Below are 16,115 nucleotides of genomic sequence, written 5' to 3' on the forward strand. Positions count from 1 at the left end.
AGGCGTATACACCATGTGTAGAGTCGTGTTCATGTCCATCGGTCACACACTTCTGGGACTCCTGGAGTCCGGGCCGCGCCACGGTTACGACCTGAAGCGGGCCTTCGACGAGAAGTTCGGTCACGACCGGCCGCTGCACTACGGCCAGGTCTACTCGACGATGTCGCGGCTGCTGAAGAACGGGCTCGTCGAAGTCGACGGCATCGAGGCGGGCGGCGGTCCCGAGCGCAAGCGGTACGCCATCACCGACGCCGGCATCACCGACGTCGCGCGGTGGCTCGCCACGCCGGAGAAGCCGGAGCCGTACCTGCAGTCGACGTTGTACACCAAGGTCGTCCTCGCGCTGCTCACGCACCGCGACGCGGCCGACATCCTCGACACCCAGCGCTCCGAGCACCTGCGCAGCATGCGGATCCTCACCGACCGCAAGCGCAAGGGCGATCTCGCCGACCAGCTCGTCTGCGACCACGCACTGTTCCACCTCGAGGCCGATCTGCGCTGGCTGGAGCTGACCGCCGCGCGCCTCGACAAACTCCGAGAGGCGGTGACCGCGTGACTCCTCCGCCCGGTTCCCTGCTCGCGGCCGAGGGGCTGCGCAAGTCCTACGGCCCGACCACGGCGCTCGACGGCGCCGAGTTCTCCATCCATCCCGGTGAGGTCGTCGCCGTGATGGGGCCCTCCGGGTCCGGCAAGTCGACACTGCTGCACTGCCTCGCCGGCATCGTGCCGCCCGACGCCGGGTCGATCACGTACAACGGGCGCGAGATGGCGACCATGAGCGACGCCCAGCGCAGTGCGCTGCGCCGGTCCGAGTTCGGTTTCGTCTTCCAGTTCGGGCAGCTCGTACCGGAGCTGACCTGTGTGGAGAACGTGGCGCTTCCGCTGCGGCTGAGCGGCACTGCACGCAGGGAGGCCGAGCGGACCGCCCTGTCCTGGATGGAACGGCTGGAGGTCGACGACCTGCGCAAGAAGCGGCCCGGCGAGGTCTCCGGCGGTCAGGGGCAGCGGGTGGCCGTGGCGCGTGCGCTCGTCACCAGCCCGCGGGTGCTGTTCGCCGACGAGCCGACCGGCGCGCTGGACTCGCTCAACGGCGAGCGCGTGATGGAGCTGCTCACGGACGCGGCCCGGTCCACCAACGCCGCCGTCGTGCTGGTCACGCACGAGGCGCGGGTCGCCGCCTACTCCGACCGCGAGATCGTCGTACGGGACGGCAAGTCCCGGGACATGGAGCGCATCGTATGAACGTGCGTCAGTGGGCCCGGGATCTGGGCATGGGGGTCCGGTTCGCCGTCAGCGGCGGCCGCGAAGGATGGATCCGGGCCCTGCTGACAGCGGTCGGCGTCGGACTGGGCGTGGCGCTGCTGCTGCTCACCACCGCGCTGCCGAACGCGCTGGCGGTACGGCACGACCGCGAGCAGGCGCGGCTGGACTACACGTACTCGTTCGACAACAAGGCGAAGGCCGACGACACCCTTGTGATCGCGGACGTGGACACCACGTACCACGACAAGGACGTCCGCGGGCGGGTCATGGAGCCCGAGGGGCCGAAGGCGCCGCTGCCGCCCGGCCTGACGGAGTTCCCGGCGGCGGGCGAGATGGTCGTCTCCCCCGCGCTGCGCAGGCTGCTCGCGTCCGACGACGGGAAGCTGCTGAAGGAGCGGCTGCCGTACCGGATCGCCGGGACGATCGGGGAGGCCGGGCTGATCGGCTCGCAGGAACTGGCCTACTACGCGGGCGCGGACGGGCTCGCGGCGCGGATCGACCCGCCGAGGCTGGCCCGTATCGACCGCTTCGGGGACCCGAACCCGTCGGAGGACGAGACCGATCCGGTGCTGCTCCTGCTGGTCCTCGTCGTCTTCGTCGTCCTGCTGATGCCGGTCGCCGTGTTCGTCGCCGCGGCCGTGCGCTTCGGCGGCGAGCGGCGCGACCGGCGCTTGGCGGCCCTCAGACTGGTCGGCTCCGACAGCGGGATGGCCCGCCGCACAGCCGCCGGCGAGGCGGTCGCGGGCGCCACCCTGGGACTCCTCTTCGGTGCGGTCTTCTTCCTGATCGGACGTCAGCTGGCCGGCACCGCCGAGGTGTTCGGGGTCAGCATGTTCCCCAGCTATCTCAACCCCTCGCCCGCGCTCGCCGTGCTGGTCGTGGTCGCGGTTCCGGCGGCCGCGGTGCTGGTCACGCTGTTCGCGCTGCGCGGTGTGGTGATCGAGCCGCTCGGCGTGGTGCGTACGGCGAAGCCCCCGCGCCGGCGCCTGTGGTGGCGGCTGCTGCTGCCGGTGGGCGGGCTCGCGTGTCTCTATCCGATGGTCGGGGACGGCCGCGGGAGCGGAACGTTCAACGAGTACCTGGTCGTCAGTGGTGTCATGCTCCTGCTCATCGGGATCACCGCGCTGCTGCCCTGGGTGGTCGAGCGGGTCGTCGCCCGGCTCGGCTCCGGCGGGGTGGCTTGGCAACTGGCGGTCCGCAGGCTCCAGCTGAGCAGCGGTACGGCGGCCCGCATGGTCAACGGCATCGCGGTGGCGGTGGCCGGGGCGATTGCCCTGCAGATGCTGTTCGCCGGAGTGGAGAGCGACTACGTCGAGGCGACGAAGAACGACGTGACGCGGGCGCAGATGCAGGTGTACGTGCCGGACGCCGTCGGGGTCGACCGGGTCGGGCAACAACTGCGGGAGACCAAGGGCGTGCGCAAGGCCGTCGCGATGGCCGAGACGTACGTCGGCGACCGGCGCAGGGACCCGGAGGTCACCGTCCAGGTGACCGTGGGCGACTGCACGGCCCTGCGCGAGCTGGCGACGCTGCCGTCGTGCCGGGACGGCGACGTCTTCGTGCTGCGCGGAACAGAGGATGACACCTACACGCCGAAGCTGGCGAAGCCGGGCCGGACCCTGTACCTCGACCCGGGCTACAGCGACGGCGGCGGGAAGAGCGCGGAGGTCGCCTGGTCGGTGCCGCAGGGGCTGAAGCAGGCCGAGACGCGCGTGGATCCGACGGGCGCCGAGCGCGGCGGCTTCCTGATCACCCGGGGTGCCCTGGCCGCGAACGCCACGTCGGCCCTCCAGGGTCATGTCTACGTCGGACTCGACCGCTCCGTACCGGACGCCGTCGAGTACGCACGGAACACGGCGGCGCGGATCGACCCGCTCAACGACCCCGTCATGTGGTCGTCCACCCGGACGGACTCGAAGTACTCCTCCATCCGCACCGGTCTGTTCGTAGGCTCCGCGTGTGTCCTCGCGCTGATCGGCGCGAGCCTGCTCGTCTCGCAGCTGGAGCAGCTGCGGGAGCGCAGGAAGCTGCTGTCGTCCCTGGTCGCCTTCGGCACCCGGCGCCGCACACTGAGCCTGTCGGTGCTGTGGCAGACGGCCATCCCGATCGCGCTCGGGCTGCTGCTGGCCTCGGCGGTGGGTCTGACGCTGGGCACGGTGCTGCTGAAGATGACCGACACCGCGGTGAGAGTCGACTGGGTGAGCGTGCTGTCGATGACCGGCATCGGTGCCGGCATCGTCCTCACGGTGACGCTGCTGAGCCTCCCGCCGCTGCTGCGTCTGATGCGACCGGACGGACTGCGCACGGAGTAGCCGGTTCGCCGCCGGGCCCCTCCCCCTTGGCCAAGGGGGAGGGGCCCTCGCACGTTCAGAGGCTGTACTCCCGTACCACCCTGCGTACCTGGGCGAACAGCATGCCCACGTTGACGGACTTGCGGCAGACGACCACGGCGACGACGTCCTGTTGCTCGTTCATGCGCACGAACAGGTGGGTGAGGTTCTCGCTGTTGACCAGGATCTCCTGGAAGAAGTGGTTGTCGCTGCTGATCCCGCGGCGCTCCTTGAAGACGTCCTCGATCATCACGACCGTGCGGCCCTGGAACAGGTCGAGGGTGGCTCCCGCCAGCAGGTCCAGGACCTCGGGCGGATGGTTGTCGACGGTCTCGTACGACAGCAGCATGCCGGTCGACATGTCGACCACACCGGACGCGACACAGTCGGGCGCGTCGGTGCGCAAGGACTTGACCAGGCCCATCACCTGATCGGAGAAACCGGGGGACATTCTCTTCGTCGCCATCCCTTCACACTCCTTCCGGGGCCTTCTCGGTGAGGATCGCCTCGATCCGGTCGAGGGCGGAGCGGCTCGCCGTGTGCAGGCGCTCCACGTCCATGCCCTCGTCGCCGAGCACGACCATCAGTGCGGTGTCGCCGACGGCGTAGAAGGCGGCACAGCCATGGCTGCCGTACGTCACCGTGCGGCGCAGCACGCCACGGTCGGTCGCGTCGGCGGTGCGGCGCGCCAGACCGAGGCCGGCCGCGGCGAGGGCGGCGAGGCCCTCCGGGTCGATGGAATCCGCGGTGTCGGCCGCGATGAGCAGCCCGTCCGCGGCCGCCAGCGCGGTATCGGTGATTCCGGTCACCTGCTCGCGCAGGCAGCGCATTTCCAGCGCGAGGGCTTTGTGGTCCATGTACGCGACTCCCCTATTTCTGACTGCATTTCCGACTGCATCTGTTCGGTTTCTTCATGGGGGGTTCTTCACTTCGTTCTTCACTTCACGGTCGGGTTCCGCAGGCGGAAGAACTCCTTCCAACTCGCACCGTTCTTCGGCGGAGTGAGGGCCTCGGTGATGCCGCTGGCACCCGGTCTGCGGTGGGGCAGGACAGGCGGCCGGCCAGGCGCCTCGGGCGGTATCGGCGGTGCCGGTTCCCGGGGGCGTACGCCATGGCCGTCGGGCGGCAACCGGACGGGGATCGGCGCGGGCGCCCCCGGGCACTCCAGGAACCCCTCGCTGAGCATCCGCGCGAGTTCGACGGTGACGGTGTAGACCCCGCGGCCGGTACGAAAGGCCAGGTCACGTGCGGTGCGTCGGCCGTCCGCGTGCGCGAGCAGCTCCTGCTGGAGGGCGCCGAGCCGGGCGCCGACGCAGGAGACGAGCGCCGGGACGGGCCGTTCCCGCTCGGGGCGCACGGGGTACGGCAGGGCGTCGATGGCGGCGAGCTTGCGGGCCGCGTCCTGCAACAGCCGCGTCGGCGCCTCGCCGACCGGCAGCGGCGCGGCGGGCGGAGCGGCGCCGGGCACGGCTTCGCAGTCGTCGATCCGGCCGGCGGTGATCGCGAACGCCGCGTCGTGCAGCGCCATCACGCAGACGACCCGGAGCTGTGCGGCCCCGGCCCACCCGTGAGCGATGAGCGCCTCGGCCGGCCAGCGCGCACCACCGGACTCCCGCACCAGCTCGGCCCACTGCTCGCCGCCGATCCGGCCGGAGCGCAGCAGCAGTGCCTCCGGTCCGGGGGCGCCGGGGCTCTCGACCGCGACGACCAGGCCGCCCCGCAGATGGAACGTGCCGCCGGGTGATCCGGGCACCCGCAGCTCCCCGGTGAAACCGTCACGGCCGCACGCGGCAAGGGCCCGTGCCAGCAGCTCGTAGCCCGACATCACTCCCCTTGGCCTGTCGCACACACGCCTGACGTGTAGCGCTGAGGGGGGAATGTGTATCAGTCCCGGAGCATATTCCGGCCTGGTGTTTCCCACCTGCCCCTACATGAACGGAAGTTTCACTGTCCTACGATTCAAATCTTGTTGTTCGGCGCTCATTTGAACGATTTCGGAGTGCATTCGGACACAGTCGCGTGAGCCTCGTTTCGCTATTCGATACGCCCTGTGCCACGATCGCCAGATGTCTCTCGACTCCCTGATGTCCGCGATACCGGACTACGCGAAGGACCTGCGGCTCAACCTGGGGTCGGTCATCGGCGGCTCCGAGCTGTCGGCGCAGCAGCTGTGGGGCACGGTGCTGGCGACGGCGATCGCGTCTCGTTCGCCGATCGCGCTGCGGGAGTTGGGGCCGGAGGCGAAGGTGCGGCTGTCGCCGGAGGCGTACACGGCGGCGAAGTCCGCGGCGGCGGCCATGGCGGTGAGCAACGTGTTCTTCCGGACGCGTCATCTGCTCTCGGACCACGAGTACGGAAATCTACGGGCCGGCCTGCGGATGAACGTGCTCGGCGATCCCGGGGTCGAGCGGGCCGACTTCGAGCTGTGGGCGTTCGCCGTGTCCGCGATCAACGGGTGCGGTGTGTGTCTCGACTCGCACGAGCGGGTGCTGCGTGGGGCGGGGGTGAGTCGGGAAGTCGTTCAGGAGGCGTTCAAGATCGCTTCCGTGATTCAGGCGGTGGGGGTGACGGTGGAGGGGGAAGCTGTGCTGGCGGAGGTGGAGTAGCGGTCCAGCGGGCGGAGCCCCCTGGCTACGGCTCCGGGTCCGGCTGTGGGGTCACCGGGGCCACCTCCGCCGCCGTCGCGCCCCGTGGGCGGGGGGCCTGGCGCAGGGCCTGTTCGCGGGAGTACGTGTGCAGGTAGCCCACCACCGTGTTCGTCACCGCCACCAAGGGCACCGCGACGATCGCGCCGCCGATCCCCGCCACCATGCCGCCCGCCGCGACCGACAGAACCACCGCCAGCGGATGGACCCGCACCGCGCGCCCCAGGATGAACGGCTGAAGGATGTGGCCCTCGATCTGCTGCACCGCCAGCACAACGGCCAGGGTCATCACCGCCGTGAACACACCCTGCGTCACCAGCGCCACCACAACCGCCAGCGCCCCGGAGGCCACCGCACCGACGAGCGGGATGAAGGAGAACAGGAAGATGAAGACGGCCAGCGGGACGGCCATCGGCACGTCGAGGAAGTAGATGCCCAGGCCGATGAAGATCGCGTCGATCAGGGCGACAATGACCGTACCGCGGACGTACGCCGTCAGCGTCGCCCACGCCCTCGGGCCGGCACCCGCCACGCCCGGCCGGGCCGCGGCCGGCACCAGCTTCAGCGTCCATTCCCAGATGCGCTTGCCGTCGTAGAGCAGGAACAGCGTGGAGAAGGCGGCCAGCAGGATGCCCGTGAGCGCCTCGACGACGACCGTGACGCCTTCCAGACCGGCCGAGGTGATCGAGTCGGTGTTCGCCCCGACCGCGTCCCGCAGGTTCTTGGCGATGGCGTTGATCTGCTTGTCGGTGACGTGGAAGGGGCTGTTCAGCAGCCAGCGGCGCAGATCGTCGATGCCGTCCTGGACCTGGTCGGAGAGGTTGTCGATGTTCTCCATGACCTGCCAGGTCACGAACCAGCCCATCAGCCCGATGACGACGAAGCCGAGGATCGCCGTCAGCGCGGTCGCAAGGCCCCCGGGCATACCGCTGCGCTTGAGCCGGGCCACGGTTGGCTCCAGCAGCGCCGTGAGGAGCAGGGCGACCACGAAGGCCAGCACGACGAGCTGCACGGCGCTGATGACCCGCATCAACACCCAGACCGTGCCCGCCAGCACCAGCAGGCGCCAGCCCGCCTCGGCGGCGACGCGGACTCCCCAGGGAACCGCCTGTGCCGGGTCGGGACGGGACACGAACACGGGCTCGGGTTCGGGTTCGGCGGACGGCGGGTGGTCGTCCGTCACGCCCGGTTCGGGCTCGTCGTGCTCCTTCTCGACCTCCGCGCGGCGTTCGTCCAACCGCTCACCCATTTCGGTGAGTCCGGCGCCGAGCCGGCCGAGCCACCCTGGCACTCGCGACATGATCCGTCCTCTTCCCCCGTCGCTCCCCACCACTCCCCCCGGAGTCGTTGCGTCCGACCGTACAGGGCGAAAGCCCCTCCCCCTAGGACGGGGAGGGGCTTTCGAAGGTTGAGAAGGGACCGAGCGGGCGGCTCAGTACCAGTGGTTGGCCTGCCAGAACGACCAGGCGTCGCAGGGGCTGCCGTACCGGCTGTTCATGTAGTTCAGGCCCCACTTGATCTGCGTGGCCGGGTTGGTCTGCCAGTCGGAGCCCGCGGAGGAGTACTTGGAGGCGGGCAGTGCCTGGAAGAGGCCGTAGGCGCCGGAGGAGGGGTTGACTGCGTGGTAGTTCCAGCTGGACTCGTGGTCCACGATGTTGCTGAAGCACTGGAACTGGCCGCTCGGCACCATCTGACGCGCCATGGACTGGATCTCGGCGATGGTGTAGGAGCTCTGGATCGGGAAGTCGCCCGCGCTGCGGCTGGCGGCGAGCTTCGCCTCGGCGCGCTCCTTCGCCGCCTTCTCGGCGGCCTCCTTCTTCGCGACCGCGGTCTCGGCGGCCGCCTTGCGGGCCGCTTCCTCGGCGTCCTTCTTGGCGCTCTCGTCCGCGGCGATGGCCTGCACGTTGGCCTGCTGCGTCAGGGACGCGGTCTGCACCTGGGCCTGCTGGCCCGCGGGGATGTCCGCGAGGAGCGTCGAGTCGTTCGCCGTCGCTTCGGCGTCGTTGTTCTGCGCGACGCTGCCCGAGGCAACACCGACGACGCTTCCGACAGCGGTGACCGCCGTGGCCGAGGCCACTGCGAATCCCCGGACCGAGATCCGGCTCACACGGTTTCCTTCCAGCATCGCCCGCTTCGGTGACCCTGGCGGACGCAATCGTGCCCCTGGCACTGGCCTCCGCTCTGCTTGGGTCACGGGAGGCACGGGCCCGGTGGGCAACTCCCCTCGGGGAGGCGCCGCGTGGTGCTCGGGCGGCATACGACGACGCTATGGAGTTGGGGTGGTGCTTCTGTGGTGCCGTACCGCTGGGGGTACAGGTGTGTCGTATGCGGGGCCTGACAGAAGTGAGACTCTGCCGTAACCGGACACCGCAAGGCAATTCTGAGTTGCGTGTGAAAGCTCACACCCCGTTTGGCCCAGGGGATTTTAGGAAACCGACACATACGCCGACGCCGCCCGGCTAGGCTCGGGGCCTTTGCCGGACGGCGCCAACTGTCACGGAACCTCGGTGGAGTTGGACAGATCTCGCGGAATGCTCAGATCTGCCCGTCCTCCAGCATTTCGGTCACAAGTGCGGCGATCTGGGACCTCTCGGACCGGGTCAGGGTGACATGCGCGAAGAGCGGATGCCCCTTCAGCTTCTCGACGACGGCGACGACACCGTCGTATCGACCGACCCTCAGATTGTCCCTTTGCGCCACATCGTGGGTCAGAACGACCCGCGAATTCGCACCGATTCGGGACAGAACGGTCAGGAGCACATTCCGTTCGAGCGACTGGGCCTCGTCCACGATCACGAACGCGTCGTGCAGCGAGCGGCCGCGGATGTGGGTGAGCGGGAGGACCTCCAGCATCCCGCGCGCGGTGACCTCTTCGATGACCTCGCGGCTGGTGACCGCGGACAGCGTGTCGAACACCGCCTGTGCCCAGGGGCTCATCTTCTCGGCCTCGGAGCCCGGCAGGTAGCCGAGTTCCTGCCCGCCCACCGCGTACAGCGGACGGAAGACCATCACCTTCTGGTGCTGGCGGCGCTCCAGGACCGCCTCGAGTCCCGCGCACAGCGCGAGCGCCGACTTGCCGGTACCGGCCCGGCCGCCCATCGACATGATGCCCACGTCCGGGTCGAGCAGCAGATCGAGCGCGATGCGCTGCTCCGCGCTCCTGCCTTTGATGCCGAACGCCTCCCGGTCGCCGCGCACCAGGCGGACGTTGCCCTCGGGCGTGATCCGGCCCAGCGCCTTGCCGCGCTCGGACTGGATCGTCAGGCCCGTGTGCACCGGGAGTTCGGTGACCTCGGGGACGTAGACGTGCCCTTCCTCGAAGAGGATGTCCACCTGTTCGCCGGCCAGGGTCAGTTCGGACATTCCGGTCCAGCCGGACGAGTCCGTGATGGCGAGTTCGGCCCGGTACTCCTCGGCGAGGAGTCCGACCGAGGACGCCTTGATCCTGAGCGGGAGGTCCTTCGACACGACGGTGACGTCGAACCCCTCGGCCTGCAGGTTGCGGGCGACCGCGAGGATGCGGGAGTCGTTGTCCCCCAGCCGGTAGCCGGTCGGCAGCACGCTGGGGTCCGAGTGGTTGAGCTCGACACGTACGGTTCCGCCGAGTTCCCCGATCGGGATGGGGGCATCGAGACGGCCGTGCCGCACCCGGTAGTCGTCGAGCAGGCGCAGGGCCTGCCGGGCGAAGTAGCCGAGTTCGGGATGGTGCCGCTTGGCCTCCAGTTCCGTGACCACGACGATGGGGAGCACGACCTCGTGCTCGTCGAAGCGGGTCAGGGCGTTCGGGTCGGCCAGCAGGACGCTGGTGTCGAGAACATAGGTGCGCCGGTCTGGCTTGTGGCGCTTTGTGCTGGTCACCACGGAAGGACGTACCCCCTCGGATGAGGTCGGGGAGCGACGGAGTGGAGCTGGACCGGTCGACGGCCTCGATGCACGGGCCGAGAACCGGCCCTCCACTGCTTCTTCCGTGTCGTGACCGCACGGTCGGGCTGGTGCAAAGGGCCTCCCGGGCGGACGGCTCCCGTGCCGCCCGCTGAGATCCGACACCCGTGGTTCGGGTGTCGACCTGCTTGCCTTATGCCCTCGAACATGCGCCGCCATGCCGATGCATATGACGGCGCGCTGGTGAACTCCTTGTTACTTCCGTCCCGGCGCGGGCGACTTTCCCCTGTTCCGGGTACGGCGATGAGCCGGACGGACGGTGGGTCAGCCGCCGTAGCGCCGGTGGCGTGCCGCGTAGTCGCGCAGGGCGCGCAGGAAGTCGACCTTGCGGAAGGCCGGCCAGAAGACCTCGCAGAAGTAGTACTCCGAATGGGCCGTCTGCCACAGCATGAATCCGGACAGCCGCTGCTCGCCGCTGGTACGGATCACGAGGTCGGGGTCGGGTTGATCGCCGGTGTAGAGGTGGCGGCCGATCATGTCGACGTCGACGGACTCGGCAAGGTCCTCCAGCGCGGTGCCCTTGTCCCGGGCGTCGAGGAGCATCGAGCGGACGGCGTCGGCGATCTCCTGGCGGCCCCCGTAGCCGATGGCGACGTTGACCAGTATCCCGTCGACGTGGGCGGTGGTCTCCTCGGCCTCCTTCAGCGCGGTCTGCATCTGGGAGGGAAGGATGTCGGGCGTGCCGACGTGGTGCACACGCCAGCGGCCGTCGGCGGCGAGGGTGCGGACGACGTCCTCGATGATGCCGAGGAGCGGGACGAGTTCCTCCGTGGGGCGGTCGAGGTTGTCCGTCGACAGCAGCCAGAGGGTGACGACCTCGACGTCCGTCTCGGTGCACCAGCCGAGGAACTCCTCGATCTTGTCCGCGCCGGCCCGGTGACCGTGGACGGTGGTGGAGCCCGAGGCCTTCGCCCAGCGCCGGTTGCCGTCCATGATGACGCCGATGTGCTTGGGCACCTGAGCGTGGTCCAGGTGGCCTTCCACCCGGCGTGCGTACAGCCTGACGAGCAGGCCGCGCAGTGTGTCGCGCAGGTTCACTTGAATGTCAGCCCCTCTGTGCGGTGGCGGTCCCCGCGAGCCGAAGGGTATCGCTGCGCGGCCTGGGCCCTGGTTCTGGGGTGCGGGCGGCCCCTTTGGCATGTGCACTGACCTTCTGCCAAGGCATCCCGCACACGGAGAAAAAACGGGCCGGTCCGTGGGGGGGAGACGGACCGGCCCGAGGGGGGGCTTCCACCATAACCCTTCGTGAGGAATGGCGCGCGCATTGGCGTGTCACAACTACTCTCCGGAGCCGTCCGGCGACGCGGCGGTGGTCGCGGGAGTGCGGTTCCGGGGCCGCTTCCAGGGGTTTCGTGGCCGAAAGACCGCGGATCCACGTCGAGCGCGCGTCCCCCCGACGGGGGACCTCACCTACGCACGCGTCTTTGACGGCGACGGCACCGCGCAGCCCCCTCCTCTGCGCGGTACCGCCCGCGCAGCTTTGCTCACGCGAATTACCTTGGTCTGAACCTACGTGAGGCGAGGGGTGGATGCGAGCGGATTGCGGTAACGATGTGGAAACCCGGTGGAGATGGCGGGGCATTGCGCCCCGACACGCGCGGAAATTCCGATTTGCTCTGCGTATCTCACGCTCGCTGGGCAACGAGGACACAGACCGACCTCATTCCGTCCTAGCGTCGATGCCATGACCGTGAGGATCACTTGGGACCGGGCGAGCGCACGACGGTTCGAACGGCAGTTCCTGGCCACTCCTGTCGCGGCGGGCACGCCGACGGCGGTCGCAGACGTCGTGGGCGCGATGTGCGGTGCGCACGCGCAAGTGCTGTCCGCGGCCGAGGTGTCGGTCGGTGTGCGGGCCGACGGGGTGACACGGGCGGACGTTCGGGCCGCACTCTGGGGCTTGCGCTCGCTGGTGAAGACGCACGGCCCCCGCGGGACCGTCCATCTGCTGCCCGCCCGCGAACTGTCCTTCTGGAGCACCGCGCTGACGGCGGTGCCGTCCGGGGCGAGCCCCTTCCCGCCCGGCGTGCGGCTCACCGAGGAGCAGACCGCGCAGGTGGTGGCGGCGATCGGCGACGCGCTCGACGGCAGGTGCCTGACGGTCGACGAGCTGGGCGAGGAGGTGGTGGCCCGCACCGGTTCCTGGGCCGGGGACCGGGTGATGCCCGCCTTCCAGGACCTCTGGCCGCGCTGGCGGCAGGTGCTGCACCGGGCCGGCCAGGCGGGCGCGCTGTGCTTCGGCCCGAACCGCGGCCGCAAGGTGACGTACACCCGCCCGCCCCGCTTCGAACCGCTGGAGCCGGACGCGGCGCTGCGCGCCCTCGTACACCACTATCTGCACGCCTACGGCCCCTCGACACCCGCGTACTTCGCCAAGTGGCTGGCCGCACCGGGCGGATGGGCCACCGGGCTGTTCACCGAGCTGGCAGCGGGCGGGGAGATCGAGGAGGTGCTGTTCGAGGGCGCGCCGGCCTGGGTGGCGACGGGTGACACGGACTTCCCCGAGGCGCCGGTACGGGGTGTGCGGCTGCTGCCCTACTTCGACTCGTACGTCATCGCCGGGCAGCCGCGTGAGCTGCTGTTCCCGGGGGCGGCGTACCGGCGTGCCCTGGCGGGCGGCCAGGCCGGGAACTTCCCCGTGCTGCTCGTCGACGGTGTGGTGGCCGGGGTCTGGCACCAGCGGCGCCGGGGCCGTCGTACGACCGTGACGGTGGAGCCGCTCGGGCGGCTGACGGCGCGGCAGCGCCGGGAGCTGGGCGAGCAGGTGGAGCGAGTGGGGAACACGCTGGAGTCGGCGGGTGCGGAGCTGGTGGTCGGGGCGGTGAACGTGGGGCCGCACGCGTGAGGGGGATTACGCGCTCGGCCTGCGGGCCCCGAAGAGAGGGCAGCGGCGCGCCCTCGGGCGCGGCGACGACCGCGACACCGCGCGGGCGGAGCAGGGCGGTGTCCTCGGCGACGTCGGCGGCCGGCCCTCGGTGGCCGGCGACGACCGCGACACCGCGCGAGCGGGGCAGGGCGGCGTCCTCGGCGACGTCGGCGGCCGGCCCTCGGTGGCGGCGGCCGGCGACGACCGCGCGCAGTCGCTCGGGCGGAGCAGGGCGGTGTCCTCGGCGACGTCGGCGGCCGGCCCTCGGTGGCGGCGGTGAGGACTGGGGCCTCGGACGCGGCGCGCCGGAGGGCGGAGTCGAGGACATCCCCTCCCCCGGTCCGGATGTCCAGGGCGGCGGTCGCACGGGCCGGTCGCCCGGCCGGCGACACGGCGTGTCCCCGGGACGGCCGCTGCCCGGTGGCCTTCATGGGCTGATCGTCGCCGGTCAGGGGACCAGCGGCCGTACCTCCTCCGCCACGAACCGTATGAAGCCCTCCGGGTCGGGCTCGTCGCCCGTCGGCTGCAGGACGACGCTGTCGGCTCCGGCGTCCGCGAGCCGCTGGACGGCCTTCGCCACCGCGGTCGCGTCCCCGGCGACGCCGAGGTCGGGGACGTCGGCGAGGCCCTCGGCGGCCAGTTCGGCGCGGAGGCGTTCGGCGGCGCCGGGGCCGGTGGCGGCGAGGAGATAGACGTGGACCTTGTGCGGGTCGGTGCGCGCGGCCGACTCCCGTCCCTGGTCGATGAGCCCGCGGGCCCTGCGGACGCCCTCCGGCGACGTGGACGCGGTGAGGAGGGTGCCGTCCGCTGCCTCGCCGGACAGCCGGAGCGTGCGCGGTCCGGTCGCGCCGGCGATGACGGGCACGGGATCGGCCGGCGGCCAGTCGAGGGCGACGTCGTCCAGCTTCACGTACCGGCCGTCGGTCGTCAGGCGCTCCCCGCGCAGCAGGGCCCGCAGCGCGGCGACGTGCTCGCGCAGGAGCGTCAGCGGGGACTCGGCGCGCGCGCCGACCTGGCCCATCCAGTCCTGTACGCCGTGTCCGATCGCGAGGATCGCCCGGCCGGGGAACATCCGGTCCAGCGCGGCAGCCTCCATCGCCGTGATGGCCACGTTGCGCAGGGGCACGGGCAGCAGGCCGACACCGACGCGCACACGCTCGGTCCAGGCGAGCGCGGCCGCGGCCGTGGAGATCCCGCCCTCCCGGAAGCAGTCCTCCCACAGCCAGAGCTGTTCGAGCCCTGTCTCGTCGGCGAGGCGGGCGACCGCGCGCAGTCGCTCGGGCGGAAGCTGGGGACGGAACACAGCGCCGAGTTCGGTCATGGACTCTTCCTATAGGGCGCGTGAGCGATCAACAACTCCTTTATACGTCGATGGGGTTGGCGCGCTCGTGCCGCAGGAGTACCACGCCGTTGCCGAACACCCGGCTCTCGACCAGCCGGAGGTCGGCGGGCGCCGAGCCCTGCGAAAACAGGGGTTTTCCACTACCGACGAGGACGGGGTGGACGTACACCCGGAACTCGTCGACGAGCCCCTCCCGCAGGAAGGCGGCGGCGAGGTCGGCGCCGCCCAGGCCGAGGTCGCCGCCGGGTTCCCGCTTGAGCGCCCTGACCTCCTCGGGGACGACGTCCCGGACGATGGTGGTGTTCCAGCCGGCGGACTGCAGCGTCCGCGAGTACACGATCTTCGGTGTGTCCCGCCAGATCCCCGCGAACTCCGTCGTGACAGCGGAGGCGTCGGGATCCTGGTCGGCCGTGGGCCAGAAGCCGGCCATGAGCTCGTAGGTGACGCGGCCGCTCAGGAGGGCGCCCATCTGTCTGATGTGGTCGTTGAAGTGCTGGTGCAGTTCGTCGTCGACGCGGTGCCAGGAGATGTCACGGCCGGGGCCTTCGATGTAGCCGTCGAGGGACACCGACATCATCAGGACGATCTTCCGCATCGCGCAGCACCTCACCGCTGGAGGAAGTGGGCCCGCCCTCAGGTGGGTAGGCCGCTTCGGACAACCCATGATGCAACCGGAGGGGCGGACCGGACGTGAGGCGCTGGCGGGACGGACGGGGGATGTTGGTCGTACACGGGGAGGCCGGTTCGGTGACGGTCCCTCTGGAGATCGCGACGTCCTACCGCGCACGGAGGAGGGGACTGCTGGGGCGGGATGAAGTCGAGGGAGCTCTCCTCCTGTCACCCGCGAACAGCGTGCACACGTTTGGCATGCGGATGCCGATCGATGTGGCGTACCTGGACAGCGACCTCTACGTCATCGCGGTCGGAACGATGAAGCCGGGCCGACTGGGCCTGCCGCGGCTGCGGTCCCGTCATGTGCTGGAGGCGGGGGCCGGGGTGATGGAGGGGTGGGGGGTGGGGGTCGGGGTGCGGGTGGAGGTGCAGGTGGAGGCTGAGTAGTCGTTACCCTCCCCGAGGAACTGCCCCGCTACGAGGTGGGCGGATGACGGACGAGGAGATCGTCACGCACTTCGACGGACGTGGCCGCGTGCACTTGCGGTTTCCCCACGCCACGAGTGCCGAGCGGTGTCGCCGCATGATGGCGATCGCCCACGCACTCGGCTACCGGCCGCTCTTCACCGACACTCTCGGCCGCCGGGAATTCCCCCGCTTCTACGAACGCGACGACTCCCCGCATGCGCGCGGCCGGGCCGAGCAGACCATCGAGCGGCTGCGCGCGGGCGGTCCGGTGCTGCCGGAGGTGGAGCCGCCTCCGTCCCCGCCGCCCCCTCCACCGTCCCCGGCCGGGCCGCCACCCCCGCCCCGCCGGCGCTTCCAGCCGCCCGAGGGGCCGCCTCCCCCGCCCCCCGTCGTGGCCCAGCCCAGGCCACGGACCCCACCCCGGCCACCGATCCCACCTCCGCCGCCACCGCCTCCCCTCACGCATGCCTCATCCTCGGACGGCTGAACCGTTTGTGGTTCAGACCGATGCCTCCGCCTCGACGGTGGCCACCAGCGCCCCTTCGGGGAGCATCTGATCGTCGACCGCCGTCGGCGGCGCCCCGCGAGTCTCCGCACCCCCTCGGTCACCCTTTGTGATGACGATCAGCGATTCCCGCGGTTACCGT

Annotated in this window: 16 protein-coding genes; 7 read left to right on the forward strand and 9 right to left on the reverse strand. The window is 70.6% G+C overall.

Annotated elements, in window-relative coordinates; translation table 11 throughout:
* Nucleotides 1–31: 31 nt before the first annotated feature.
* Genes ABZO29_RS17065 through ABZO29_RS17075 form a run of 3 tightly spaced genes read left to right on the forward strand, consistent with a single transcriptional unit; the run spans nt 32 to nt 3,575 of the window.
* Nucleotides 32–556, forward strand: a complete 525-nt coding sequence (locus ABZO29_RS17065) for a PadR family transcriptional regulator (RefSeq protein ID WP_367321052.1) — start codon at nt 32–34, stop codon at nt 554–556.
* Nucleotides 553–1,242 (forward strand): ABC transporter ATP-binding protein, encoded by a 690-nt coding sequence (locus ABZO29_RS17070; protein ID WP_367321053.1) that lies wholly within the window; start codon nt 553–555, stop codon nt 1,240–1,242. The genes ABZO29_RS17065 and ABZO29_RS17070 overlap by 4 nt, the downstream gene beginning before the upstream one ends.
* Nucleotides 1,239–3,575, forward strand: a complete 2,337-nt coding sequence (locus tag ABZO29_RS17075; RefSeq protein ID WP_367321054.1) for an ABC transporter permease — start codon at nt 1,239–1,241, stop codon at nt 3,573–3,575. Before ABZO29_RS17070 ends, ABZO29_RS17075 begins: the two co-directional genes overlap by 4 nt.
* Nucleotides 3,576–3,630: 55 nt before the next feature.
* Here ABZO29_RS17075 and ABZO29_RS17080 read toward each other — a convergent pair whose 3' ends face one another.
* The 3 genes from ABZO29_RS17080 to ABZO29_RS17090 all read right to left on the reverse strand — a co-directional run bounded on the left by ABZO29_RS17080 (nt 3,631) and on the right by ABZO29_RS17090 (nt 5,418).
* Nucleotides 3,631–4,059 (reverse strand): hypothetical protein, encoded by a 429-nt coding sequence (locus tag ABZO29_RS17080; RefSeq protein ID WP_367321055.1) that lies wholly within the window; start codon nt 4,057–4,059, stop codon nt 3,631–3,633.
* A gap of 4 nt (nt 4,060–4,063) precedes the next feature.
* The gene (locus tag ABZO29_RS17085; RefSeq protein WP_367321056.1) at nt 4,064–4,450 is read right to left on the reverse strand and encodes a roadblock/LC7 domain-containing protein; all 387 of its coding nucleotides are present in this window, start codon (nt 4,448–4,450) and stop codon (nt 4,064–4,066) included.
* 80 nt (nt 4,451–4,530) lie between these two features.
* The gene (locus ABZO29_RS17090; RefSeq protein WP_367321057.1) at nt 4,531–5,418 is read right to left on the reverse strand and encodes a MarR family transcriptional regulator; all 888 of its coding nucleotides are present in this window, start codon (nt 5,416–5,418) and stop codon (nt 4,531–4,533) included.
* A 241-nt stretch (nt 5,419–5,659) separates the two neighbouring features.
* Between ABZO29_RS17090 and ABZO29_RS17095 the strand changes: the two genes are divergently transcribed.
* On the forward strand, nt 5,660–6,199 hold the full coding sequence (locus ABZO29_RS17095) for an alkyl hydroperoxide reductase (protein WP_367321058.1): 540 nt from the start codon (nt 5,660–5,662) through the stop codon (nt 6,197–6,199).
* A 25-nt stretch (nt 6,200–6,224) separates the two neighbouring features.
* Here ABZO29_RS17095 and ABZO29_RS17100 read toward each other — a convergent pair whose 3' ends face one another.
* From ABZO29_RS17100 to ABZO29_RS17115, 4 genes are all read right to left on the reverse strand, one after another.
* Entirely contained in the window at nt 6,225–7,538 is a 1,314-nt protein-coding gene (locus ABZO29_RS17100) for an AI-2E family transporter (protein WP_367321059.1), read from the reverse strand.
* 132 nt (nt 7,539–7,670) lie between these two features.
* Nucleotides 7,671–8,345 (reverse strand): transglycosylase SLT domain-containing protein, encoded by a 675-nt coding sequence (locus tag ABZO29_RS17105; RefSeq protein ID WP_367321060.1) that lies wholly within the window; start codon nt 8,343–8,345, stop codon nt 7,671–7,673.
* 428 nt (nt 8,346–8,773) lie between these two features.
* On the reverse strand, nt 8,774–10,099 hold the full coding sequence (locus ABZO29_RS17110) for a PhoH family protein (RefSeq protein ID WP_367321061.1): 1,326 nt from the start codon (nt 10,097–10,099) through the stop codon (nt 8,774–8,776).
* 345 nt (nt 10,100–10,444) lie between these two features.
* Nucleotides 10,445–11,218, reverse strand: a complete 774-nt coding sequence (locus ABZO29_RS17115; RefSeq protein WP_367321062.1) for an isoprenyl transferase — start codon at nt 11,216–11,218, stop codon at nt 10,445–10,447.
* A 646-nt stretch (nt 11,219–11,864) separates the two neighbouring features.
* Between ABZO29_RS17115 and ABZO29_RS17120 the strand changes: the two genes are divergently transcribed.
* On the forward strand, nt 11,865–13,025 hold the full coding sequence (locus ABZO29_RS17120; protein WP_367321063.1) for a winged helix DNA-binding domain-containing protein: 1,161 nt from the start codon (nt 11,865–11,867) through the stop codon (nt 13,023–13,025).
* Nucleotides 13,026–13,494: 469 nt separating this feature from the next.
* On the opposite strand, the gene ABZO29_RS17125 is transcribed toward ABZO29_RS17120, so the two are convergent.
* A complete protein-coding gene (locus ABZO29_RS17125; RefSeq protein WP_367321064.1) occupies nt 13,495–14,367 on the reverse strand; it encodes an LLM class flavin-dependent oxidoreductase in 873 nt (290 codons plus the stop codon).
* Between the two features lie 40 nt (nt 14,368–14,407).
* Nucleotides 14,408–14,983, reverse strand: a complete 576-nt coding sequence (locus tag ABZO29_RS17130) for a dihydrofolate reductase family protein (RefSeq protein WP_367321065.1) — start codon at nt 14,981–14,983, stop codon at nt 14,408–14,410.
* A 122-nt stretch (nt 14,984–15,105) separates the two neighbouring features.
* Between ABZO29_RS17130 and ABZO29_RS17135 the strand changes: the two genes are divergently transcribed.
* Nucleotides 15,106–15,447 (forward strand): DUF192 domain-containing protein, encoded by a 342-nt coding sequence (locus ABZO29_RS17135; protein WP_367321066.1) that lies wholly within the window; start codon nt 15,106–15,108, stop codon nt 15,445–15,447.
* A gap of 43 nt (nt 15,448–15,490) precedes the next feature.
* Nucleotides 15,491–15,955 (forward strand): hypothetical protein, encoded by a 465-nt coding sequence (locus tag ABZO29_RS17140; protein WP_367321067.1) that lies wholly within the window; start codon nt 15,491–15,493, stop codon nt 15,953–15,955.
* Nucleotides 15,956–16,115: the final 160 nt, after the last annotated feature.

Source organism: Streptomyces sp. HUAS ZL42 (assembly GCF_040782645.1).
Lineage (GTDB): Bacteria > Actinomycetota > Actinomycetes > Streptomycetales > Streptomycetaceae > Streptomyces.

Bases quoted from the DNA above. Each gene is read 5' to 3' on its own strand.
- ABZO29_RS17065 (WP_367321052.1), top strand. From the start codon at position 32: ATGTCCATCGGTCACACACTTCTGGGACTCCTGGAGTCCGGGCCGCGC.
- ABZO29_RS17075 (WP_367321054.1), top strand. From the start codon at position 1,239: ATGAACGTGCGTCAGTGGGCCCGGGATCTGGGCATGGGGGTCCGGTTC.
- ABZO29_RS17080 (WP_367321055.1), bottom strand. From the start codon at position 4,059: ATGGCGACGAAGAGAATGTCCCCCGGTTTCTCCGATCAGGTGATGGGC.
- ABZO29_RS17085 (WP_367321056.1), bottom strand. From the start codon at position 4,450: ATGGACCACAAAGCCCTCGCGCTGGAAATGCGCTGCCTGCGCGAGCAG.
- ABZO29_RS17090 (WP_367321057.1), bottom strand. From the start codon at position 5,418: ATGTCGGGCTACGAGCTGCTGGCACGGGCCCTTGCCGCGTGCGGCCGT.
- ABZO29_RS17095 (WP_367321058.1), top strand. From the start codon at position 5,660: ATGTCTCTCGACTCCCTGATGTCCGCGATACCGGACTACGCGAAGGAC.
- ABZO29_RS17100 (WP_367321059.1), bottom strand. From the start codon at position 7,538: ATGTCGCGAGTGCCAGGGTGGCTCGGCCGGCTCGGCGCCGGACTCACC.
- ABZO29_RS17120 (WP_367321063.1), top strand. From the start codon at position 11,865: ATGACCGTGAGGATCACTTGGGACCGGGCGAGCGCACGACGGTTCGAA.
- ABZO29_RS17125 (WP_367321064.1), bottom strand. From the start codon at position 14,367: ATGACCGAACTCGGCGCTGTGTTCCGTCCCCAGCTTCCGCCCGAGCGA.
- ABZO29_RS17130 (WP_367321065.1), bottom strand. From the start codon at position 14,983: ATGCGGAAGATCGTCCTGATGATGTCGGTGTCCCTCGACGGCTACATC.
- ABZO29_RS17135 (WP_367321066.1), top strand. From the start codon at position 15,106: ATGTTGGTCGTACACGGGGAGGCCGGTTCGGTGACGGTCCCTCTGGAG.
- ABZO29_RS17140 (WP_367321067.1), top strand. From the start codon at position 15,491: ATGACGGACGAGGAGATCGTCACGCACTTCGACGGACGTGGCCGCGTG.